Genomic DNA, 21,187 nt, shown 5'->3' with positions numbered 1-21,187 from the left:
GGCGTGGGCCTAGCTTGGGGGGGGCGCCCGACCGGGGGTCTAGCCCGGACGCCCAGCGCATGTCCGGCGAGAGGTCAGCCCGTGTTCTGCAGGCCGGCCGCGACGCCGTTGACCGTGAGCAGCAGCAGGTGCTGCAGACCGTCCTTGTACTGGCCCTCGGCGCCCGAGCGCAGGCCGCGCAGCGCACGCAGCTGGAGCAGCGACAGCGCGTCGACGTACGGGCTGCGGAGCTGGACCGCGCGGCCCAGGACACGGCGACCGGCCAACGGCCACTCGCTCCCCGAGATCTTCAGGACCCACTCGCGCGTCAGGCGCAGCTCCTCGAGGATCTTCGCGGCCAGGTCGTCACGGTCGCCGAGCGCGAGGTAGCGCTCCGCGATCCGCTCGTCGGCCTTGGCGAGCGACATCTCGACGTTGTCGATGAGCGTCGCGAACAGCGGCCAGTCGCGGTGCGCCTCGCGCAGCCGCTCGAGGTCGCCGAACTCGCGGAGCGAGGTGCCCAGGCCGTACCAGCCGGCCAGGTTGATGCGGGCCTGCGACCACGAGAAGACCCACGGGATGGCGCGCAGGTCCTCGAGCGACTCGACCGACAGGCCGCGGCGGGCCGGGCGCGAGCCGATCGGCAGCAGGCCGACCTCCTCGAGCGGGGTGACCTCGGAGAACCACTGCGGGAACCCCTCGCTGCGGACGAGCGCGTGGAAGTGCTCGCGCGACGACGAGTCGAGCGCGGCGGCGACGTCGGCGAAGCGCGCGGTGGCCTCGGCGTTGCGGCGCTCGACCGACGGAGCGGAGGCGAGCAGCGTCGCGGCCGCCACCTGCTCGATGTGCCGGGCGGCGATGGTCGCGTCGCCGTAGCGGGCCGTGATGACCTCGCCCTGCTCGGTCAGCTTGAACCGGCCGTCGACCGAGCCCGGGGGCTGGGCCAGGACCGCGCGGTTCGCGGGGCCGCCGCCGCGCCCGAGCGCGCCACCACGGCCGTGGAACAGCGTCAGGTTGATCTCGTGGCGCTGCGCCCACTCGGCGATGCGGCTCTGCGCGGAGTGCAGCGCGAGCGTGGCCGAGACCGGGCCGACGTCCTTCGAGGAGTCCGAGTAGCCGAGCATGACCTCGACCTTGCGGCCGTTCTCCGCGAGCCGGCGCTGGACCTGGGGCAGCTCGAGCGAGGCCTCGAGGATCTCGACGCTCGCCTCGAGGTCGGCGAAGGTCTCGAACAGCGGGATCGCGTCGATCACGGGCGCGTCGTCGGCGCCCTCGAACGCGTGCTCGGCGAGCTGGTAGACCGCGGCCAGGTGCTCGGGCTTCTGCGTGAACGAGACGATGTAGCGGCGCGCGGCACGGATGCCGTAGCGCTGCTGGATCGAGCCGATCGCGCGGTAGGTGTCGAGGACCTCGCGCGTGCGGTCGGACAGCTGGCCGTGCACGCCGTGCTCCGCGATCTCCGCGAGGGCGGCCTCGTGGACCTGCGAGTGCTGACGGACCTCGAGCTCGGCCAGGTGGAACCCGAAGGTCTGGACCTGCCACACGAGCTGCTGCAGGTCGCCGTAGGCAGCGCGGGGCGCACCTGCCGCGATGAGCGAGTCCTGGACGACCTTGAAGTCCGCCTCGAGCTGCTCGGGCGTCTGGTACGCGAGGTCCGCGTCGCGCAGGCGCGTCGCCGCGACGCGGCGGGCCACGACGAGCATGACCGCGCGGTGCGGCTCGGACGGCGACTCGGACGCCGCCTCGGCCGTGATGGCCTCGGAGAGCTGACGCTGCTTCTGCCACAGCGAGCGCAGGCCGTCGGACGCGGGCGTGCCCTGCTCGTCGAGCGTGAGCGTGCGCCCGATCCGCTGGGCCGCCTGCTCGAGGGCCCGGAGCGCATGGTCGGCCGCGATGGCCGCAGCCTGGCGCGTGGTCTCGGCGGTCACGTTCGGGTTGCCGTCGCGGTCGCCACCGATCCAGGTGCCCAGGCGCACGAACGGTGCGGCGAGCGGGCGGTCGTGGCCCGCCTTGTCGGCCAGGAGCCAGTCGTCGAGGCGGCGGTAGACGGTGGGGAACACCGAGAAGAGGGTCGCGTCGAACACGCTCATCGCGGTGCGGACCTCGTCGAGCGGGGTCGGCTTCGCGGCGCGGATCGGGGACGTGCGCCACAGGCCGTCGATCTCGGCGAGGAGCTTGCGCTCGTTCTCGGCGAGCGACGCGCCGCCGGCCGGCAGGCCGTCGCGCTCGGTCAGCAGCGCGGACAGGCGCCGGATCGAGGCGGACACGGCCCGACGGCGGGCCTCGGTCGGGTGGGCCGTCAGGACCGGGCGGAACTCGAGCCGCTGGAGCCGGGCGAGCGCCTCGGCGTGACCGACCTCGTCCGCGAGCTGCGTGAAGGCCTCGGGCAGCGTGTCGTCGACCACGGACGGGGCCAGCTCGGCCTCGCGGTCGTGCAGGACGCGCACCCGGTGGTGCTCCTCGGCGAGGTTCGCCAGGTGGAAGTAGACCGTGAACGCGCGGGCGACCTGCTCGGCGCGCTCGTGGCTGAAGCTCTCGACGAGGCGTTCGGCCTCCTCGAGCGCGGCGTCGGCGTGCTCGCCGTACGCGCGGATCGAGAGCTCGCGCAGGTGCTCGACGTCGTCGAGCAGCGCGGGGTCCCCCGTCTCCGTCAGGACCGTGCCGAGCAGTCGGCCGAGGAGGCGGACGTCGTCACGCAGCGGCGCCGGGACCTCGTGCCGGGCGCCCGTGCGGCCGTTGCCGTCGGTGGATTCGGGGGGAAGGTTGTCGCTCACAGGTCGGAAGCCTAAGTGCTCCGGGTCCCGGCGCGTCCATGCGTCTGCCTGGTGGTCGGTCCGGGTCGGCCCGCGAGGGGCTCCCGGACCGCGAGAGCGCGCCCCGGGGAGCAGTCGGTTCCCCGGGCAGCACGACGCCCGGGCGAGGAGACCCCGCCCGGGCGCGTGACGTCGTCGGGCCGGGGCGCGACCACCCTGCCGCCGCGCCCCTCCCGTGCCGTGTCAGTCCGTGTACGCGCCCTGCCACACCGTGTCGAACGGCGCGTGGGAGCTCACGCGCGCCTCGATCGCCTCGGTGACCAGCTGCTTCGCGACGCCCACGGCGCGCTCGACGTCGTTGCCCTTGGCGAGCTCCGCGGTGATCGCCGCGGCGAACGTGCAGCCCGCCCCGCTCACGCGCTCCTCGCCCACCTTGGGCACGGAGAAGACCGTGATCTCCTGGCCGTCGAACAGGACGTCGACCGCGTCCGGGCCCGGCAGCTCGACGCCGCCCTTGACGACCACGAAATCCGGGCCCAGCGCGTGGATGCGCTCGGCGGCCTCGACCAGGTCGTCGACCGACTCGATCGTGTCCATGCCCGACAGGATCTTGGCCTCGAACACGTTGGGGGTGATGACCGTCGCGAACGGCAGGATCTTCTCGCGCAGCGCGGTGTCGGTGTCGAGGGCCGCGCCCGGCTCCTGGCCCTTGCAGATCAGGACCGGGTCGAGGACCACGTGGTGCCAGCGCTGGCTCGCGAGCGACTCGGCCACGACGTCGATCGTCGCGGGCGTGCCGAGCATGCCGATCTTCACGACGTCGAGGTCGTACGTGCTGGTCGCGGCCTCGAACTGGTCCGCGATGACCTGCGGCTCGACCGGGACGAACCGGTGGCCCCAGTCGTTCTGGGGATCGAACGACACGATGCACGTCAGGGTCCCGACGCCGTAGACGCCCAGCTCCTGGAACGTCTTGAGGTCGGCCTGGATACCGGCTCCCCCGGTGGCTTCCGATCCGGCGATGACGTACGCGAGGTTGACCATGGTGCTGCCTGTGTCCTTCGAGGAAGAGTGGTGGGACCGGGGCCGAGCCCCCGGGAAAGCCTACGCCGCGCGGCTCACCGACCCGGGCGGACCAGCTCCGCCTCGTACGCGAGGATCACGAGCTGGACGCGGTTCGTGAGCCCCACCTTGGTCAGGAGCGAGCGCACGTGGCTCTTGACGGTCGCCTCCGAGAGGAAGAGCTCGTCCCCGATCTCCTTGTTGGACAGGCCGCGCGCGACGGCCAGCAGGACCTCGCGCTCGCGCGGGGTCGCTAGCTCGAGCCCCGACCCGACGCCGGGGGCGCTCGCGACGCCCGAGCCCGCGTGCCAGTCGGAGAGCTCGACGTACCGCTCGATGATCCTGCGCGTGACACCGGGGTCGAGCAGGCTGTCGCCCGCCCGCACGCGGTGGACCGCGCTCACGAGCGACTCGGGGTCGGCGTCCTTGAGCAGGAACCCCGCAGCCCCGGCCCGCAGCGCGCCGTAGACGTACTCGTCGTCGTCGAACGTCGTCAGGACGAGCGTGCGCACGCCCGCGAGCGCCGGGTCGGCGGAGATCTGGGCCGCCGCGTCGATCCCGTTGAGGTGGGGCATGCGCACGTCCATGAGGACGACGTCGGGCAGCAGGGCGCGGGCCATGCGGACGCCCTGGACGCCGTCGGCGGCCTCGCCCACGACCGTGATGTCGGGCTCGTTGTCGAGGATCATGCGCAGGCCCAGGCGGATGGTCGCCTGGTCGTCGACCACGACGACGCGCACGGGCTCGGTGAACGGCCGGCTCTCCGCGACGACGTGCAGGGTGGCGGGGGCCGGTGGGCGCCGGTCCTCCGGGCGGGGGAACGGGACGGGACTGTGGCTCATGGGGTCTCCCGGGGCAGGACGGCCTGGACGCGCCAGCCGCCGCTCTGGTCGGGTCCTGCGGACAGCGTGCCGCCGCAGGACAGGGCTCGTTCGCGCATGTTCAGCAGGCCGTTGCCGCCGTGCAGGTCGGGGTTGTCGGGCAGGGGTGGCCCGGGGTCGCGGACCGCGACGCGCACGTACCCGGGCGTCGCGACGATCTCGAGGCGCAGGCGCGGGGCGAGCGAGTGCAGCAGCACGTTCGTCAGGCCCTCCTGGGCGATGCGCACGACGGCGAGGCTCACCTCGGGCCGCAGGTCGCCCAGGTCGTCGGGCAGGTCGAGCTCGACCTCCCGGCCGGCCTCGGTCAGGCGGGCGGCCGCGGCCCGGACGTCGTCGAGCGCGGGGGCGGGGGCGAGCTCGAGCGCCTCCCCGGTCTCGCGGCGCAGCACGTGCACGACCGACCGCATCGAGGTCAGCGCCTTCTTGCCCTCCTCGGCGATCCAGGTGACCGCCTCGGCCGGTGCCTGGGGCTGGTTGGGCGCGACGCGGTCCGCGGCCTGCGCCCGGACGACGATCGCGGACATGTGGTGCGCGACGACGTCGTGCAGCTCGCGGGCGATGCGCGTGCGCTCGGCGTGCACCGCCTGCTGGGCCAGAGCACCCTGCAGGGCCGTGAGCTCCTCGTTGCGCTCGCGCAGGGCCTCCCCCGTCACGGCGATGCGCCGGACCATCCACCCGAACGCCACGGCCGCGAGCGCCAGGGCGACCGTGGTGAGGATGGCCGAGGGGGACGAGCCGGACCCGACCTCACCGATGTACAGGTGCGATCCCATGAGGTACAGCCCGCCCAACATGTGCACAGACCACCCGCAGATGCCCGCCGCGAGGGCCGCGACGACAGGCGGCACGGCCCCCTCGCGGGTCGCGACGAAGGCCGCGACGAACAGCGGGAGGAGAAGGAAGTAGCTCTGTATGAGGCCGGGGTCGACGACCGGCAGGAAGAAGACGGTCACCCAGAAGATCGCGCCGGGCGCGACCCGCCTCAGGGAGAGCGTCAGGACGAGCCAGATCCCGTTCCACCAGTACGGCTGGATGTTCCACGGCGTCCAGTAGTCGCCCCGGTACATGAACCAGACTCCGCCGAACCAGGCCAGCCCGACCGCGAGCGCGACGAAGAGGTCCTGGGCCCGCTCGGGCGCACGGCGGGTGGGCTGCACGCTCCCACCGTAGCGAGGACCGCCCCGGGGCGAGTCCGCCCTGGGGCTGGTGTCCGACGACGTCGCGTCCGCCCCGGGGACGAACGCACCCGGGTGCGACGCGCCCTGCGGACAGGGCGAGGACGGCCCCGGGGGGCGATGCCCCGGACAGGGCCGCGCGGCGAGGGTCGAGACATGACCTTCGACGTCCCTCCTCCGCCCCCTGTCGGTTCCCTGCCGGTCGGCCCGGCCGCTGCTGCACCGTCGGGTGCAGCTCCCACGAGCGCTGTGCCGTCACCCCCTCCGCCGACGAGCCCCGTGCCCCCACCCCCGCCGCCGAGCTTCGACTCGCTCGTGCCTGGCCCGGGCGCCGCGGGCCCACGACCTGCGCGACGGGGCAGGCCGCGAGCCCGGTCCGGTCGGGCGTGGCCGTCCGGTCGCTCGTCCGCGGGCTCGGCTCGTCGACCCCGGAGCCCCGCGGACCGCGTCTACGCCGCGGTCGTCGTCGCCGCGCTCGTCGCGTGCGGGGTCTCGGCGTACCGGCTGCTGGCCCCCGACACCCCGTCGTCCGGGGCCGTCTCCGGGGCCGGCCGTGGCGCGGGAGCGGCCCCGGACGCGACCGGCTCGGCGGCCGAGGCACCCGCGACCGGGCTCGACCCCGAGCTGGTCCGCCGGTTCGAGCAGGCGCAGGCGCTCGCGGCCGAGGACGGGATCGAGCTGACGCTCGTCTCGGGGTGGCGGTCGGCCGATGAGCAGGCCCAGGTGGTCGAGGACGTGGTCCGCAAGCGCGGCTCGCTCGAGGAGGCCAAGAGGTGGGTCCTGCCGCCCGAGGCCTCGGCGCACGTGGCGGGCACGGCGATCGACGTCGGGGCGACCGAGGGCGCGCTCTGGCTCGGCGAGCACGGCGCGGAGCTGGGCCTGTGCCGGACCTACGCGAACGAGATGTGGCACTTCGAGGCCGTCATCGAACCCGGCGGGACGTGCCCCGAGATGCACGAGGACTCGCGCGTGGGGTGGGAGTGAGGTCGGGGCGACCCCTTGGAGCGGTCCGGCTAGGGCGTCCCGGTCCGCGGTCCCGGCACGGGGCCGTCAGCTGAGGGGTGGGCCGTCGGGGTCGGGGGCTCCTCCGACGGGTCGGGAGCAGCCAGCATCTCGGGAGCGCTGCGCACCAGGAGCCACACGGGCAGGATCGCGATGCACAGCAGCGGCAGGACGCCCACGTCGCCCACGACCGCGACCGCGACGAACAGCGCGACCCATCCGTCGCGTCCCACGGCCAGCACGACCCCGAGCACCCCGCTCGCGATCGACAGTCCGAGCGGGATCCCCGGCAGCGCGGCGTTGACCGTGACGCCGGCCGCGACCCCGATGAACACCGCGGGGAAGATCCGCCCTCCCCGGAAGCCTGCGGCCGCGGCGACCACGAGCGCGACGAGCTTGATCGCGAAGATGAGCACGAGGTTCCACGTCGAGAAGTCGGCACGCTGCTGGACGAGCTCGAACGACTGCTCCGACCCCTTGAACAGCGTGAGCGGCCCGCCGATCGCGCCCAGGACGCCCAGCACCACGCCGCCGAGCGTCACGTAGAGCACGGGGTTGCGCATCGAGTGGAAGAAGCGGTGCACGTGCGGGAACGCGAGGACCCCGAGCAGCGCCAGGCCCGCCGCGGCGGTCGCGATCAGGAGGGAGGTCCCCACGTCGCCGATGTCCGGGATGCCGAGGTCGGGCAGGTCCATCGCGGCGAACGGGCGGCCGATCGCGTCCATGGTGATGGCGCCCGCACCGGCCGAGACGAGCGGCAGGAACAACCGGTCGAACAGCGGGCCCCCGCTGCGGAAGCCCGCGACGACCCCCGTGAACACGAGCGCGGCCGCGACCGGGGTGCCGAACAGCGCGCCGATCGTCGCGGACGCCGCGAGCATCACGACGAGGTCCGTGGGGACCTTGGGCCACAGCCGCGCGACGACGGCCACGAGCAGCGCGGTGTTGATCGCGATGATCGGGTTCTCCGGGCCCAGGCTCACGCCGCCGGCCAGCCCCAGGACCGTGACGATCACGAGGCTCGGCAGGACGTGCAGCGGCAGCGGGGGCGCGATGAGCTCGGTCGTCGCCGAGTCCCGGCCTCCGTGCCCCGGCACGAGCCACACGACCAGGCCCACGAGCAGCCCCGCGCCGGTCAGCATCGCGAAGATCCACCAGCGCGCGTCGGGGTCCACGCCCAGCGCGCCCGGCAGGTCCGTCCACAGGACGTCCTCGACCGCTGCGGACGCCTGGTCGAGCGCCCACAGCACGACCGCCGCGACGATCCCGATCAGCAGTGCCGGGAGCGAGAGCTCGAGCAGCGTGCGCAGCGCGGGGGCGTCCGGCGGGCTGGGGGCGGGCGCCGGTGGAGGCGTGGCTGACGCGTCGTCGTGCCGGTCGGGCATGCGCCCAGCGTGGCACGCAGGGCGCGAGCGCGCCCGGGGAGGGCCCGCGGCCCGGGAGGAGGATCGGGAGACCCGACGACGGCGCATCAGCCCCCGGGCTGAACCCGCCCCGCGCGGACCGCACCCACGGGCCGAGGTGCGAGCCGCCGTCGGGCCGATGTCCCTCCCCCCTCCCCCTTGGGAGGGTCGAGACGTGACCCTCCGCAACGACGCGCGCACAGCGCAGAGCCGCCGACCCGCGTGGGCCGCGCCGTGGCCCGACGCAACCACGCGAGCGGCCGCGCCCGCCTCCCCGTCGACCGGCCAGCGCCGCGCACGCCTCGTGACCTACGGGCTCGTCCTCGCTCTCCTGCTCACCGCCGCCGTCGAGGCCGAGCTGTGGCCGTTCACGGCGTACCGGCTCTTCAGCGAGGTGCGCACGGGCACGACGGTGAGCCTCGACCTCGTGGCCGCGACCGCCGAGGGGGACGTGGTCGTGCGGCCGGCCGACCGCGACGCCCCCCTCGCCACCACGACCCGCCAGTACCAGGACCTTGCGGGCGCCGCGCCCGACCGGCGTCAGGAGATGGTGACGGCCTGGCTGGGGCTGGCCGGGATCGACCCCCGGACCGTGCGCTCGGTGCGGCTCGAGCGCACCGTGCGGACCCTGCCCGCGGGGGCCGACCAGTGGGTCGAGCGGTCCCGCGAGACGGTCCTGGACGTCACACCGTGAGCGGCGCCGCCGGGTCGTCGTTGCGCCGGACCGCGCTCGCCGTCGACCGGGCGCTGCTCGCCCCCGGCCCGGCGCACCGGATGCTCGAGGTCCGCACGCTGCTCGCGCTCGTGATCGGTCTGCGTCTGGCCACGCGTGACTGGACCGCGATCGCCCGCCGCCCCGCGGCGCTCACCGACCACGGCAACGTCATGGGCTGGCTGGCCCTGACCCCGCCCGCGTGGCTGCTCGTCGCAGTCCAGGTCGCGGGGCTCACGGGCGTCGCGCTCGTCGTCGCGCACCGCAGGGGGCGTGCCGGGTTCGTGCTCGCGTGGTGCGCGTACACCGCGCTCACCGCCCTGTGGGGCAGCTCGGGCAAGGTGCTGCACAACGACGTCCTGGCCGTCACTGTCGCGGTCGCGCTGCTGCTCGCCACCGAGCCACCACGCCCCGCGCACACCACGCTGCGTGGCTCGGCCTGGGGATGGCCGCCGCGGGCCGCCCTCGCGACCCTCGCCACGGTGTACTTCCTGACCGGCGCGCAGAAGCTGCGGCACAGCGGCCCCGAGTGGGTCCTCAGCGACAACATGTCCTGGGTGCTGCGCCAGGGAGCGGGCGGGTCCCCGTTCGGCGCCCGGTGGGTCCAGACCGTCGCGGACCAGCCCGTGCTCACGCAGGCCCTCGCGGGCGGGGCGCTCGCGCTCGAGCTCACGGCTCCCCTGTGGCTCGCGATCCGGGTCACGCGGATCCCGTTCGTGCTCGCGGCCGCCGCGATGCACGGCAGCATCTGGGTGTTCCTCGGGCTGGACTACTCGGCGTGGGTCCTGACGGCGGCCGCGGTCGCGGTTCCCCTCGCGCTGCGGCCCGACCAGCGGCTGCTCGGTGCTGTGCTCGGCCCTGGCAGGGGCACGGGTCGGCGCCCCGGGACGGGGGCCGAGGGCGCCGAGGCCCCCGGGGCGCCCGACGACGAAGAGCGGCGGACGGGGGTCACGGTGGGTCCGTGACCGCCGTCCGCCGCTCCTCGTGCTGCGTCCGGTGGTGCTCGTCTGCCGGTGGGTCGCTCAGCTCGTGCGACGCAGCCGGGCGCCGAGCGCGTAGGCCCCGACGACCGTCGCGGCGGCGACCAGGACGACGTCCTTGAGCACGTACTGGCCCAGGAGCGTCATGCCCGAGCCGAACAGCTCGTCGAAGAACAGGACCGTCGGGGCGAGGATGCCCACGAACGCGCCGGCCAGGACCACGAGGCCCGCGCGCAGCAGGTACCCCGTGACGAGCGTGATCCCGATGAAGCACTCGACGACCGCCGTGCCGACCACGGCGACCGAGCCGTGGACCAGCCCGAGGGTCAGGGTGTCGATCGTGCGTTCGGCGACGACCTCGGCCGGGCTGGCCCCGGGGAAGAACTTCAGGATCCCGAACCCGAGGAAGACCAGCCCGAGCGAGACGCGCAGCGCCGGGACGGACCAGCGGGTCAGGAGGCGAGCGAGGGCGTCGACGGCGTCGCTCAGGTGGGTGGAGACGGAGCCTCGGCGGGAGATCGCCGGGCCGTCGACGGAGAGGGTGGACATGGACGTGCCTTTCTGGATGTGGTGGGTTGTCGGCGCCTCGTCGTCGGGCGCACATCCAGAAGGAGACCGCGGACCGGGTGAGTGATGCGGGTCACACCGCGTTTTCACCCGGTCGGCGCGGCTACTGGCCGAACATCTGCGCGAACGAGGGCACGCCGTCGAACATGCCCGTCGTGGTGCGCGGGTCGCGGGCCGCGACCGTGCCCGCGAGCTCCTTGGCCGCCCTGCGGATACGGGCCGGGAGCGGGCCCGCGCCGTCCGTGCTGTCACCCTCGGCGGCCCAGTCGTCCGTGGCCGCGAACACCGACGTCGTCGCGACGTCCGCGTGCAGGTACGTGAACAGCGGGCGCATCGAGTACTCGACGGCCAGCGAGTGGCGCGACGTGCCGCCCGTCGCACCCAGCAGCACGGGCACGCCCTGGAGCGAGTCCTTGTCGAGGATGTCGACGAAGGACTTGAAGAGCCCCGAGTAGGTGGTCGTGAACAGCGGGGTGACCAGGACGAGCGCGTCGGCGCCCGTGACCTTCTCGATCACCTCGGCGAGGTCGCCGCTCGCGAAGCCCGTGAGCATCGCGTCGGTGATGGCGTGGGCGACGTCGCGCAGCTCGACCGTCGTGACCTCGGCGGACACGCCCAGGTCGCCGAGCTCGGCCACCGTGGCGGCGGAGAGACGGTCGGCGAGCAGGCGGGTCGAGGACGGCTGGCCGAGGCCGGCGGAGATCGCGACGATCTGGCGAGCGGTCATGAGGTGGTGCTCCTGGTTCGTGAGTGTTCTTCGAGTGTGCCGCACGATGCGTGCGGCGGGCGGTGCGTGGTGCTCTCGTGGCCTGCCGGGTGGTGCTGGGGTCCGGGCCGCCCCTGGCCACGAGGGCGGCCCGGGCCGCCCGGGGTCTCCCCCGGGCGGGCGTCCGGTCAGAGACCGAACGCGGAGCCCTTGCGGGCGGTGTCCACGGCGCCCTCGGCGGCCTCTGCCGCCTGGATGTCGTCTTCTGCGGTCTTGCCCGTCCAGTGGTCGGCGGCCGCGACGACCTGCTCCGCGATCTTGCCCTCGGCACGGGCCTTCGCGACGCGCTGGGCGTGGCTCGGCGGGTCGCTCGGGACGTGGGCGGGACGCTTGGCCTCCATCTCCTTGCGGAGCACGGGGACGACCTCGCCGGCCAGCAGGTCGATCTGCTCGAGGACCGTCTTGAGGGGCAGGCCCGCGTGGTCCATGAGGAAGAGCTGGCGCTGGTAGTCGCCCACGTGCTCGCGCATGGCGCCGTAGCGGTCGATGACCTCCTGCGGGCTGCCCACGGTCAACGGGGTCTGCGCGCTGAAGTCCTCGAGCGACGGGCCGTGCCCGTAGACGGGCGCGTTGTCGAAGTAGGGCCGGAACTCGCGCACCGCGTCCTGCGAGTTCTTGCGCATGAAGACCTGGCCGCCGAGCCCGACGATCGCCTGGTCCGCCTGTCCGTGCCCGTAGTGCTCGAAGCGCTGGCGGTAGTACTGGACCATCTGCTTGGTGTGGCTGATGGGCCAGAAGATGTTGTTGTGGAAGAAGCCGTCACCGTAGTAGGCGGCCTGCTCGGCGATCTCCGGGGTGCGGATCGAGCCGTGCCACACGAAGGGCGCGACGCCGTCGAGCGGGCGCGGCGTGGCCGTGAAGCCCTGGAGCGGCGTCCGGTACTTGCCCTGCCAGTCCACGACCTCCTCCTCCCAGAGGCGGCGCAGCAGCGCGTAGTTCTCGATCGCGAGGTTGACGCCCTCGCGGATGTCCTTGCCGAACCACGGGTAGACGGGGCCGGTGTTGCCGCGGCCCATCATGAGGTCCATGCGACCGTCCGAGATGACCTGGAGCATCGCGTAGTCCTCGGCGATCTTCACCGGGTCGTTGGTGGTGATGAGCGTCGTGGAGGTCGACAGGATGATGTTCTTCGTCTGCCCGGCGAGGTAGCCGAGCATGGTCGTGGGGGACGACGGGACGAACGGGGGGTTGTGGTGCTCACCCGTGGCGAACACGTCGAGGCCGGCCTCGTCCGCGTGCTTCGCGATGGTGAGCATGGACCGCACGCGCTCGGTGTCGTTGGGCGTGCGACCGGTGACGGGGTCGGTGGTGACGTCGCCGACGGTGAAGATTCCGAACTGCATGGGGGTTGCTCCCTCGTCCTACAAGTTGATGCATTTGCATGTACTTGGAGGAGAACCGGGAGGGTGCCGAGGTTATTCCCCGTGCCAGGGAGTGGCGTGGGTCACGCCGGGCGCGGCGCGTACATGATGACCGCGACCCCCACGAGGCACAGCAGCGCGCCGGCCACGTCCCAGCGGTCGGGCCGGAAGCCGTCGACCGCCATGCCCCACACGAGCGACCCCGCGACGAACACTCCCCCGTACGCCGCGAGGATCCGCCCGAAGCTCGCGTCCGGCTGGAGCGTCGCGAAGAACCCGTAGAGCCCGAGCGCGACGATCCCCGCCCCGATCCACACCCACCCCTTGTGCTCGCGGACTCCCTGCCAGACCAGCCACGCGCCACCGATCTCGAAGAGCGCGGCAGCACCGAAGAGCAGGATCGAGCGCAGGACGGTCATGGGATCTCCTCGGGGTCGGGCGGGCAGCGGGGCGAGCGGGGCCCGGCAGCGCACCACATCTTCGCGCACAGTCCCCTCACAGGCTCCGGGACCAGACTGGCGAGAGGCCACAGCCCCGAGGACCGGAGACCCGATGCCCGACGCCACGCACCCCACCGCCCAGCCGGGTGGCGCACACAGCGCGACGGAAGCGCGCCTCGCGCCGCCCGGGTCCGCCGATACGCCCGCCGGGACGCCGCACGTGACCGTCCGGCGCGCGCGCTTCGTCGACGTGCCCGGCGTCGCCCGGCTGCTCACGGCCGACCACCCCGTGGTCGACCTCGACGGCGACGGCCGTCCCGACGCGCCCGTCGACCCCGAGCAGCTCTCGTCCGCGACGCGCCTGGTCCTGAGCCACGGGATCCTCGAGCAGGGCGAGATCTGGGTCGCCGAGGACGCCGACGGGCTCCGGGCCGCGACCGTGTGGCTGCCCCCCGAGGTCCCCGCCTTCGAGGACGAGCTCCGCGAGGTCCTGGTCCGCGAGGTGGGCGTCGACCCGCTCGACGAGCCGGCCGACGACGAGCCGGTCCGCGTCGCGACACGTCAGGCGCTGGGCGTCGCGCAGTCCGCGATCGCCGACGCGCTCGACGCCGTGCGCCCGCGCCTCGTCCTCGTCGCGGCGGCCGTGGCCCCCGACGTCGAGGGCGCGGACCGGACGGACACGCTGCGCCGCCTCGTCGACGCGCCCGCGAGCGCCCAGCACTCCCTCGACGGGCTCCCCGTGGACGGGCCCCTGTTCACGGCGATCGTCGACCCGGCGCGCGTCGAGGGGATGCGGGCGATCGGGTTCGTCGAGCACCGCAGCGTCGGGCTCGAGCACGGGACGCTGTGGATCGGCGTGCGGGCCTGAGGGCTCGCCCGCGGGTGGGCCTACGCGACCGCCGCGACCGCGAGCGCCCCGGTGACCACGGCCAGGGGCGCGAGGACCAGTCCCTGGCGCACGAGCGGCCACCAGCCGACCTCGCGGAAGCCCATCCAGTGGCGTGAGCACTGGACCCACCAGAGCACGGTCGCGACCGAGGCCCACGGCGTGATCAACGGGCCGGCGTTCACCCCGACGAGGAGCGCCGCGAGCCGCGCGGGGTCGCCCGCGGCCGCGGGCTCGAGCGCGAGGTAGGCGGGCAGGTTGTTGACCGCGTTGGCCGCGACGGCCCCGGCCCCGGCGACCTGGAGCAGGTCCCCGGTCCCGTTCCCGGTCCCCGCGAACCGGGCGAGCAGGTCGCCGAGACCGTGGACCTGCCACGCCTCGACCGCCACGAAGAGCGACGCGACGACCAGCACGGTCCGCCACGGCACGAGCTCTCCGACGGGGGCCACGAGGTCGCGCCGTCGAACGAACGTCACGGCCAGCAGCAGCACGGCCCCGGCCAGCGCGACGAGCGCCACGGGCAGCCCGACGGCGAAGCACACCCCGAGCGCGACCGTCACCAGCGCGGCCAGCGGCAGGAGCACGGGGTCCCGCTCCGTGGCGGGCGCCGCCGCGTCGAACGTCCCGCGCAGGTCCCGGTGGTGGGCCACGAACAGGTAGAGGACCGTCACGGCGATCACGACCAGGGCGGGCAGCCACATGGTCGCGGTGTACGAGGTCCCGGGCTCGAGCCTCGCGAAGCGGTGGGCCGCGAGCAGGTTCGTCAGGTTGGAGACGGGCAGCAGCAGCGACGCGGTGTTGGCGAGCGCGAGGACCGTGAGCGCGAAGGGCAGGGGCCTGCTCCCCGTCCGTCGCGCGAGGGTCAGGACCACGGGCGTGACGAGCACGGCCGTGGTGTCGAGCGAGAGCACGATCGTGCACACGCACGCGAGCAGGACCACGAGGCCCCACAGGCGCAGCCGGCTCCCGCGGGCGAGCCGGACCGCCCAGGAGGCTGCGGCGTCGAACAGGCCTGCGGCCGCGCACATCTCGGCGACGACGGTGATCGCGACGAGGAACAGCAGGATCGGCCCGACCCGCTCGGCGAGCCCCCCGGCCGCGTCGAGCGGGAGCCACCCGGCCGCGACGACGATCCCGGCCAGCACGACCGCGACCGACCACAGCGGCACCTTCACCCGACGACCGGCCATCCGACTCTTCCCTCCCGGCACCCCGTCTCGTCCCGCGCACCGCTACCCGACGAGCGGCTGGGTCACTATCGCACGCGCCGCGCCGTCTGCCACGGGCGTCGCGGGCTTTCGCACCCGCCTCGCAGCGGGCAGAGTCGGGGTATGACGGACGGGACGCGGTTGCTGGTGCTGGGCGGGACGGAGTTCGTGGGTCGGGCGGTCGTCGACGACGCCCTGGCCCGCGGCTGGGACGTGACCATGTTCCACCGGGGCACGCGCGACGCCCCGCCCGGGGTGCGGGACCTGCGCGGCGACCGCTCCGCCGTCGGGGGCCTGGACGCCCTGGCCGCGGGCGAGTGGGACGTCGCGGTCGACACGTGGTCGTGGGCGCCGAGCGCGGTGGGCGACGCTGCGCGCCTGCTCGACGACCGCGTGGGCCGGTACGTGTACGTGTCGAGCCGGTCGGTCTACACGTACCCGACGGGCGCGGGCCTCGCCGAGGACGCCCCCGTCGTGGAGGCCTCGCCCGACGACGGCGCCGACGTCGACTACGCGCGCGCCAAGCGCGGCGGCGAGCTGGCCGTCGAGGAGTCGTTCGGGCACCGCGCGATCCTCGCGCGGGCGGGCCTGATCCTGGGGCCGTGGGAGAACGTCGGGCGCCTGCCGTGGTGGTTGCAGCGCGTCGCGCGCGGCGGACCCGTGCTCGCTCCCGGGCCGCGCGAGCTGCCCCTGCAGTACGTGGACGCGCGCGACCTCGCGGCGTTCGTGCTCGACGCGACCGAGCAGGGCCTGAGCGGGCCGTTCAACGTCGTGAGCCCCAGCGGGCACGCGACCATGGGCGAGCTGCTCGACGCGTGCGTGGCCGCGACCGGCTCGGACGCCGAGCTGCGCTGGACCGCTCCCGACGTGATCGAGGCCGCGGGCATCGCGCCCTGGACCGAGCTGCCCGTCTGGCTCCCCCCGGGCGAGCTGCACGACACGCTGCACCGCGGCGACGTGTCGCGCGCGGTCGCGGCTGGCCTGCGCAACCGGCCCGTCGAGGAGACGGTCGCGGACACGTGGGCCTGGTTGCAGTCCCAGCCCGACGGCGGAGCCCCCCAGCGCGCGGACCGCCCCCGGGTGGGGCTCGACCCGGACAAGGAGGCTCGGGCGCTCGCGCTCTGACGGCCCCGGGGCGAGGGCCCCGGGACCCGGGACCCGGGACCCGGGACCCGGGACCCGGGACCCGGGACGGCACTAGTTGCCGACGCGACGTTGGTATCCTTACCGACATGGCGTCGGCAACCCGTGCCGGCCCGGAAGGAGCACCATGTTTCTCGCGTGGCGCGAGCTGTCGTTCGCGCGCTCACGATTCGCCCTGATGGGGGGTGTCGTCGCGCTCGTGTCCGTGCTCGTCGTCCTCCTGTCGGGCCTGTCCTCGGGACTCGTCAACGACGGCGTGTCCGGCCTCAAGAAGCTGCCCGTCGCGGCCTTCGCGTTCGGCGCGGACACCTCCGTCGACTCCGCGTTCTCCCGCAGCACGGTCGACCGCGAGCAGGCCGAGCACTGGGCCGCCCGCGACGACGTCACCGACGCAGCACTGTTCGGCAACCAGCTCGTCAACGCCGAGGGCCCCGGCGGGGAGGCCGTCGACCTGGCCCTCTTCGGCGTCGAGCCGGGGTCGTTCGTCGCGCCGTCCACGGCCGACGTGGCCACCGGGGAGATCCTCGGGGACCCGCACGGGATCGTCGTCAGCGAGACGGTGGCCGACCTGGGCCTCGGCGTCGGGGACACCGTGACGATCGAACGGCTGGGCACCGAGCTCACGATCGTCGGCGTGCTCGACGGGCAGCACACGTTCGGGCACGTCGACGTCGCCTACGTACCGCTGACGACCTGGCAGGAGATCCACGCCGGCGCGACCGACGCCGCCGAGGTGCGTCCCGAGGCGTACGACGAGGCGACCGCCGTCGCGCTCGCCCCCGCCGACGGCACCGAGATCGACCTCGCGGCCGGCGACGCCGCCGCGGGCACCACGGCCGTCTCGCTCACCGAGTCCTTCGACGGATCGCCGGGCTACGCGGCCGAGACGCTCACGCTCAACCTCATCCAGGTCTTCCTCTACGCGATCTCGGCCCTCGTCGTCGGTGCCTTCTTCACGGTCTGGACCATCCAGCGCAAGCACGAGATCGCCGTGGCCCGCGCCATGGGCGCCTCGACGTCGTACCTCGTGCGCGACGCCCTCGGCCAGGCGGCGGTGCTCCTCGTGGTGTCCACCGCGGTGGGCATGGTCGCGGGCGTGGGCTTCGGCGCGCTGCTCACCTCGACCCCCATGCCGTTCGCCCTCGAGGCCGGGCCCCTCGCGCTCGCCGCGGTCCTGCTCGTCGGCCTGGGTCTCGCGGGCGCCGCCGCCTCGGTCGGTCGCATCGCCCACGTCGATCCCCTGACGGCTCTCGGAGGCCAACGATGACGCACCCCACCCAGCAGATCGCAGACACGTCCGCGCCGACCGGCGCCGGGCTCGTGCTCGACGACGTCTCCCTCACGCTCGGCGACGGCGACTCGACCGTCAGGGCCCTCGACCACGTGCACCTCGACGTCGCACCGGGCGAGCTGCTCGCGGTGCTCGGCCCCTCGGGGGCAGGCAAGTCGAGCCTCCTCGCGGTCGCCGGGGCGCTGACCCGGCCGAGCGAGGGAACGGTCCGCATCGACGGTGCCGACGTCTCGGCCCTGCCCTCGTCCGGGCAGGCCGAGCTGCGACGCGAGCGCATCGGCTTCGTGTTCCAGTCCGGCAACCTCCTGCCCGCGCTGACCGCGCTCGACCAGCTCCGGTTCGCGCTCCACGTCTCGGGCGGGAAGGACCGGGGACGCGACCCCCTGACCCTGCTCGAGCAGGTGGGCATGGGGCACAAGGCCGGCCGACGACCGCACGAGCTGTCCGGCGGAGAGCGACAGCGCGTGGGGATCGCGCGGGCCCTCGTCACGGCCCCCGCGCTGCTCCTCGTCGACGAGCCCACGGCGGCGCTCGACCGTGCGCGCAGCCACGAGGTGGTCCGGCTGCTCGCAGCAGAGACCCACGAGCACGGCGTCGCGACCGTCATGGTGACCCACGACCACGACGTGCTCGAGCACTGCGACCGCGTCGTCCACATGGAGGATGGGAGACTGAGCGCTTGATCCACGCTTCCCTGCCCCGGGCGGGGCAGGGAAGCCACCGTGAGGAGAGCCGTGCCCCGCATCAGCGCCCCGACCGTCGCCGAGCACCGTGCGGCGCAGATGCGCGTGCTCCTCGATGCCGCCCGGTCGCTCCTCGCCGAGACGGGCCGGCCGCCGACGTTCGCGGCGCTCGCCGAACGTGCGGGTCTGGCCCGCCCCAGCCTGTACCAGTACTTCCGGTCGGCGGACGACCTGCTGCTCGCCATGGTCGAGGACGTCTTCCCCCGGTGGTCCGCCACGGTCGCACGAGCCATGGACGCGGCCCCCGACGACCGCGGCCGCGTCGTCGCCTACGTCCGCGCGAACCTCGAGCTCGTCGCCCAGGGGGAGCACGCCCTCGCGACGGCCCTCGCGACCATCGGGCCGACGAACGCCGTGATGGAAGGTTCTCGCGCCATGCACGACGAGCTCGTGCGGCCGCTGGGTGACGCGCTGCAGGCGCTCGGGGCCCGGGACGCCGCCCGCTCGGCCGAGCTGGTCAACGCGGTGGTGAACTCCGCCTCACGCATGATCGAGTCCGGTACCCCCCTCGACGACGTGTGGAGCAGCGTCGAGGAGCTCGTCGCACCGTTCCTCGACCGTCTGGCCGACGAGCGAGGCGACGCTCAGGGCTTGAGGTAGTCGAAGATCAGCGTCGTGCTCGTGCCCGCGACCTCGGGGCGCACGCTCAGCGTGCTCGCGACCAGGTCGCGCAGCGCGGCCGAGTCCCGCACCGCGACGTGCACCATGAAGTCGCGGTCCCCCGTCACGAAGTAGATGCCCTCGACGTTCGGCAGCCCCGCGAGGTAGTCGCGGAACGCCGTGAGCCCCGAGCGGGCGTGCGAGTGCAGGCGGATCGCGATGAGCGCCTGGAGGCTGCGCCCCATGGCCGCGGGGTCCACCTCGGTGCGGAACCCCTGGATGACCCCGCGCTCCTGGAGCGAGCGGATGCGCGTGTGGCACGTCGACGGCGCGATCCCCACGGCGTCCGCGACGGCCTTGTTCGTGGCCCGCGCGTCGGCCTCGAGGAGCGCGAGGATGCGGCGGTCGGTCTCGTCGAGGACCACGGCCTGGACGTGGGCCGCCCCGGCCCGAACGTCGTTCGGCATGCTCGCCCTTTCGTCCTGCTCGGCAGAAGGATGTTCGTGGAGCGGGCCAATTTCCGAAGATCAGGCTGCTCGCCTTGAACCCTACCGAAGATCCCTCCAACATTGGAGGTGAGGCGCAACCCGTCTCCCACGACCCGGCCTCAGCATCCTCGAGGCCGGGTCGAATTCGTCCCAGGGCAAAGGAGCCCCGATGGCCACCCCGTCTCGCACCACCCCCACCGGTTCACGCGCTCCCCGCACGGCAGTCGTCGTCGGGGCAGGCATGGTGGGTCTCGCGACCGCCTGGCACCTGCAGGAGCGCGGTGTCGAGGTCACGGTCCTCGACCGCGAGGGCGTCGCCGCAGGCTCGTCGTGGGGCAACGCCGGCTGGCTCACGCCCGGCATGGCCATGCCGCTCGCCGACCCCACGCTGTGGACCTACGCCCCCAAGGCGCTGCTCGACCCGGCAGCGCCCCTGCACGTCCCGGCACGGCTCGACCCGCGCCTGTGGTCGTTCCTCGCCCGGTTCGCGGCGCACGCGACCCAGCGCGCGTGGGACCGCGCCATGGCGGCGCTCACCCCGATCGACCGGCTCGCTCTCGACGCGTTCGACGAGCTCAGCGCGCACGGCGTCGCCGCGCGCTCGACCCCCGGGCCGTTCGCCATCGGGTTCGAGGACGAGAGGCAGGCCGCGCCGTTCCTCCACGAGATCGCCCAGGTCGAGGCTGCCGGGCAGGTGGTCCCGCTGCGACGCATCGACCAGCCCGACGGCGCAGCTCACCGCTCCGGTCCGTCGCACCCGGACGCGGGTCTGGGCACCGGCGCGAGCGATGCCGTCGGGCACGCCACCCCCGCGACACGGCCAGGCGGGGGCCGAGAACCTGGGGCGAGCGGCGCCGTCGGGCACGCCTCCGCCTCGACGTCCCCGGACGCGAGCCGAGCACCCGAAGCGAGCGGCGCCGTCGGACGTCCTGCGCAGCTCACCGACCGCGTGCGCGCGGTCTACGCCCTCGAGGGCCAGCGGTTCATCGAGCCCGGGCCGTTCGTCGGCGCGCTGGGCGACGCGGTCCGTGCGCGCGGCGGGCGCATCGTGACCGGTGCGACCGTCACCGGGCTGCGCGCCCAGGAGGGGCGTGGCGTGCAGGCGCTCGTGGACGGGCAGGACCCCGTGGTCGCCGACGTCGCGGTCCTCGCGACCGGTGCCTGGCTGCCCGGGCTCGCGCGACCGCTCGGCGTGCGCACGCTCGTCCAGGCCGGGCGCGGCTACTCGTTCACGGTCAAGACCGACCTGCCCGTCGAGCAACCCATCTACCTGCCGTCCCGCCGCGTGGCGTGCACGCCGTACCAGGGGCGGTTCCGCATCGCGGGGACCATGGAGTTCCGCGGTCCCGACGAGCCGTTCCAGCCGCGGCGCATCGAGGCGATCCTCGCGTCGGTGCGCGACCTCTTCCAGGGCGTCGACCTCGACGACCGGCACGACGAGTGGGTCGGGTCCCGGCCCGTGACCCCCGACGGGCTGCCGCTGGTCGGGGCGACGCGGGCACCCGGCGTGTACGTCGCGGGCGGGCACGGGATGTGGGGCATCGTGCTCGGGCCCGCGACGGGCAGACTGCTCGCCGAGCAGATCGTGACGGGGACGGTGCCGCAGGAGATCAGGGCGTTCGACCCGCTGCGGTGAGGTGGCGTGGGCGTGGACGTCCGGCCGGGGGGCCACCCTGTAACCCGGCCACCGAGAAGTGAGTAGATGCCCCTGCTTGGGCCCGCTAAGGGGGGGAGAAAAACATAAAGG

General features: G+C 74.1%; 20 protein-coding genes. 9 read left to right on the top strand and 11 right to left on the bottom strand.

Annotated elements, in window-relative coordinates:
- Nucleotides 1-74 precede the first annotated feature (74 nt).
- The 4 genes from ACFWFR_RS07240 to ACFWFR_RS07225 all read right to left on the bottom strand — a co-directional run bounded on the left by ACFWFR_RS07240 (nt 75) and on the right by ACFWFR_RS07225 (nt 5,832).
- Nucleotides 75-2,753, bottom strand: a complete 2,679-nt coding sequence (locus tag ACFWFR_RS07240; RefSeq protein ID WP_377622088.1) for a phosphoenolpyruvate carboxylase — start codon at nt 2,751-2,753, stop codon at nt 75-77.
- 222 nt (nt 2,754-2,975) lie between these two features.
- The gene (gene thiD, locus ACFWFR_RS07235) at nt 2,976-3,776 is read right to left on the bottom strand and encodes a bifunctional hydroxymethylpyrimidine kinase/phosphomethylpyrimidine kinase (protein WP_191801566.1); all 801 of its coding nucleotides are present in this window, start codon (nt 3,774-3,776) and stop codon (nt 2,976-2,978) included.
- A 74-nt stretch (nt 3,777-3,850) separates the two neighbouring features.
- On the bottom strand, nt 3,851-4,636 hold the full coding sequence (locus ACFWFR_RS07230; RefSeq protein ID WP_377622087.1) for a response regulator: 786 nt from the start codon (nt 4,634-4,636) through the stop codon (nt 3,851-3,853).
- Nucleotides 4,633-5,832, bottom strand: coding sequence for a sensor histidine kinase (locus ACFWFR_RS07225; protein ID WP_377622085.1), 1,200 nt, complete (start codon nt 5,830-5,832; stop codon nt 4,633-4,635). Before ACFWFR_RS07225 ends, ACFWFR_RS07230 begins: the two co-directional genes overlap by 4 nt.
- 297 nt (nt 5,833-6,129) lie before the next feature.
- Between ACFWFR_RS07225 and ACFWFR_RS07220 the strand changes: the two genes are divergently transcribed.
- Nucleotides 6,130-6,834, top strand: coding sequence for a M15 family metallopeptidase (locus ACFWFR_RS07220; protein WP_377622083.1), 705 nt, complete (start codon nt 6,130-6,132; stop codon nt 6,832-6,834).
- Between the two features lie 29 nt (nt 6,835-6,863).
- Here the strand turns inward: ACFWFR_RS07220 and ACFWFR_RS07215 are convergent, their stop codons facing one another.
- Nucleotides 6,864-8,237, bottom strand: a complete 1,374-nt coding sequence (locus ACFWFR_RS07215; protein WP_377622081.1) for an ion channel protein — start codon at nt 8,235-8,237, stop codon at nt 6,864-6,866.
- 193 nt (nt 8,238-8,430) lie between these two features.
- On the opposite strand from ACFWFR_RS07215, the gene ACFWFR_RS07210 reads away from it, so the two are divergent.
- Nucleotides 8,431-8,949, top strand: coding sequence for a hypothetical protein (locus ACFWFR_RS07210; RefSeq protein WP_377622079.1), 519 nt, complete (start codon nt 8,431-8,433; stop codon nt 8,947-8,949).
- On the top strand, nt 8,946-9,932 hold the full coding sequence (locus tag ACFWFR_RS07205; protein ID WP_377622077.1) for a hypothetical protein: 987 nt from the start codon (nt 8,946-8,948) through the stop codon (nt 9,930-9,932). Before ACFWFR_RS07210 ends, ACFWFR_RS07205 begins: the two co-directional genes overlap by 4 nt.
- Before the next feature lie 57 nt (nt 9,933-9,989).
- On the opposite strand, the gene ACFWFR_RS07200 is transcribed toward ACFWFR_RS07205, so the two are convergent.
- The 4 genes from ACFWFR_RS07200 to ACFWFR_RS07185 all read right to left on the bottom strand — a co-directional run bounded on the left by ACFWFR_RS07200 (nt 9,990) and on the right by ACFWFR_RS07185 (nt 13,060).
- On the bottom strand, nt 9,990-10,496 hold the full coding sequence (locus ACFWFR_RS07200) for a DoxX family membrane protein (protein WP_191801573.1): 507 nt from the start codon (nt 10,494-10,496) through the stop codon (nt 9,990-9,992).
- A gap of 121 nt (nt 10,497-10,617) precedes the next feature.
- On the bottom strand, nt 10,618-11,241 hold the full coding sequence (locus ACFWFR_RS07195) for an FMN reductase (protein WP_377622075.1): 624 nt from the start codon (nt 11,239-11,241) through the stop codon (nt 10,618-10,620).
- Between the two features lie 167 nt (nt 11,242-11,408).
- Nucleotides 11,409-12,623: an LLM class flavin-dependent oxidoreductase gene (locus ACFWFR_RS07190; protein ID WP_377622074.1), complete on the bottom strand. Its 1,215-nt coding sequence runs from the start codon at nt 12,621-12,623 to the stop codon at nt 11,409-11,411.
- Between the two features lie 101 nt (nt 12,624-12,724).
- Nucleotides 12,725-13,060, bottom strand: a complete 336-nt coding sequence (locus tag ACFWFR_RS07185) for a YnfA family protein (RefSeq protein WP_191801576.1) — start codon at nt 13,058-13,060, stop codon at nt 12,725-12,727.
- A gap of 133 nt (nt 13,061-13,193) precedes the next feature.
- On the opposite strand from ACFWFR_RS07185, the gene ACFWFR_RS07180 reads away from it, so the two are divergent.
- Entirely contained in the window at nt 13,194-13,949 is a 756-nt protein-coding gene (locus tag ACFWFR_RS07180; RefSeq protein ID WP_377622072.1) for a hypothetical protein, read from the top strand.
- A 20-nt stretch (nt 13,950-13,969) separates the two neighbouring features.
- On the opposite strand, the gene ACFWFR_RS07175 is transcribed toward ACFWFR_RS07180, so the two are convergent.
- Nucleotides 13,970-15,157: an SLC13 family permease gene (locus ACFWFR_RS07175; RefSeq protein WP_377622070.1), complete on the bottom strand. Its 1,188-nt coding sequence runs from the start codon at nt 15,155-15,157 to the stop codon at nt 13,970-13,972.
- Nucleotides 15,158-15,298: 141 nt separating this feature from the next.
- Between ACFWFR_RS07175 and ACFWFR_RS07170 the strand changes: the two genes are divergently transcribed.
- The 4 genes from ACFWFR_RS07170 to ACFWFR_RS07155 all read left to right on the top strand — a co-directional run bounded on the left by ACFWFR_RS07170 (nt 15,299) and on the right by ACFWFR_RS07155 (nt 18,952).
- Nucleotides 15,299-16,300 (top strand): NAD-dependent epimerase/dehydratase family protein, encoded by a 1,002-nt coding sequence (locus ACFWFR_RS07170; RefSeq protein WP_377622068.1) that lies wholly within the window; start codon nt 15,299-15,301, stop codon nt 16,298-16,300.
- A gap of 145 nt (nt 16,301-16,445) precedes the next feature.
- The gene (locus ACFWFR_RS07165; RefSeq protein WP_377622066.1) at nt 16,446-17,585 is read left to right on the top strand and encodes an ABC transporter permease; all 1,140 of its coding nucleotides are present in this window, start codon (nt 16,446-16,448) and stop codon (nt 17,583-17,585) included.
- Complete coding sequence (locus ACFWFR_RS07160; RefSeq protein WP_377622064.1) at nt 17,582-18,292, top strand: ABC transporter ATP-binding protein; 711 nt, start codon at nt 17,582-17,584, stop codon at nt 18,290-18,292. The genes ACFWFR_RS07165 and ACFWFR_RS07160 overlap by 4 nt, the downstream gene beginning before the upstream one ends.
- Nucleotides 18,293-18,343: 51 nt before the next feature.
- Nucleotides 18,344-18,952: a TetR/AcrR family transcriptional regulator gene (locus tag ACFWFR_RS07155; protein ID WP_377622063.1), complete on the top strand. Its 609-nt coding sequence runs from the start codon at nt 18,344-18,346 to the stop codon at nt 18,950-18,952.
- Here the strand turns inward: ACFWFR_RS07155 and ACFWFR_RS07150 are convergent.
- Nucleotides 18,937-19,419 carry an Lrp/AsnC family transcriptional regulator gene (locus ACFWFR_RS07150; protein WP_191801589.1) on the bottom strand — a complete coding sequence of 161 codons (483 nt, stop codon included), beginning with the start codon at nt 19,417-19,419 and terminating at the stop codon, nt 18,937-18,939. The genes ACFWFR_RS07155 and ACFWFR_RS07150 overlap by 16 nt on opposite strands.
- A gap of 190 nt (nt 19,420-19,609) precedes the next feature.
- On the opposite strand from ACFWFR_RS07150, the gene ACFWFR_RS07145 reads away from it, so the two are divergent.
- Nucleotides 19,610-21,076: an FAD-dependent oxidoreductase gene (locus ACFWFR_RS07145; RefSeq protein ID WP_377622061.1), complete on the top strand. Its 1,467-nt coding sequence runs from the start codon at nt 19,610-19,612 to the stop codon at nt 21,074-21,076.
- Nucleotides 21,077-21,187 lie beyond the last annotated feature (111 nt).

The organism is Oerskovia sp. NPDC060287 (genome assembly GCF_042726775.1).
GTDB lineage: Bacteria > Actinomycetota > Actinomycetes > Actinomycetales > Cellulomonadaceae > Oerskovia > Oerskovia merdavium.
The sequence above is the reverse complement of the archived record's forward strand: the minus strand, read 5'-3'. Positions and strand labels throughout refer to the sequence as shown.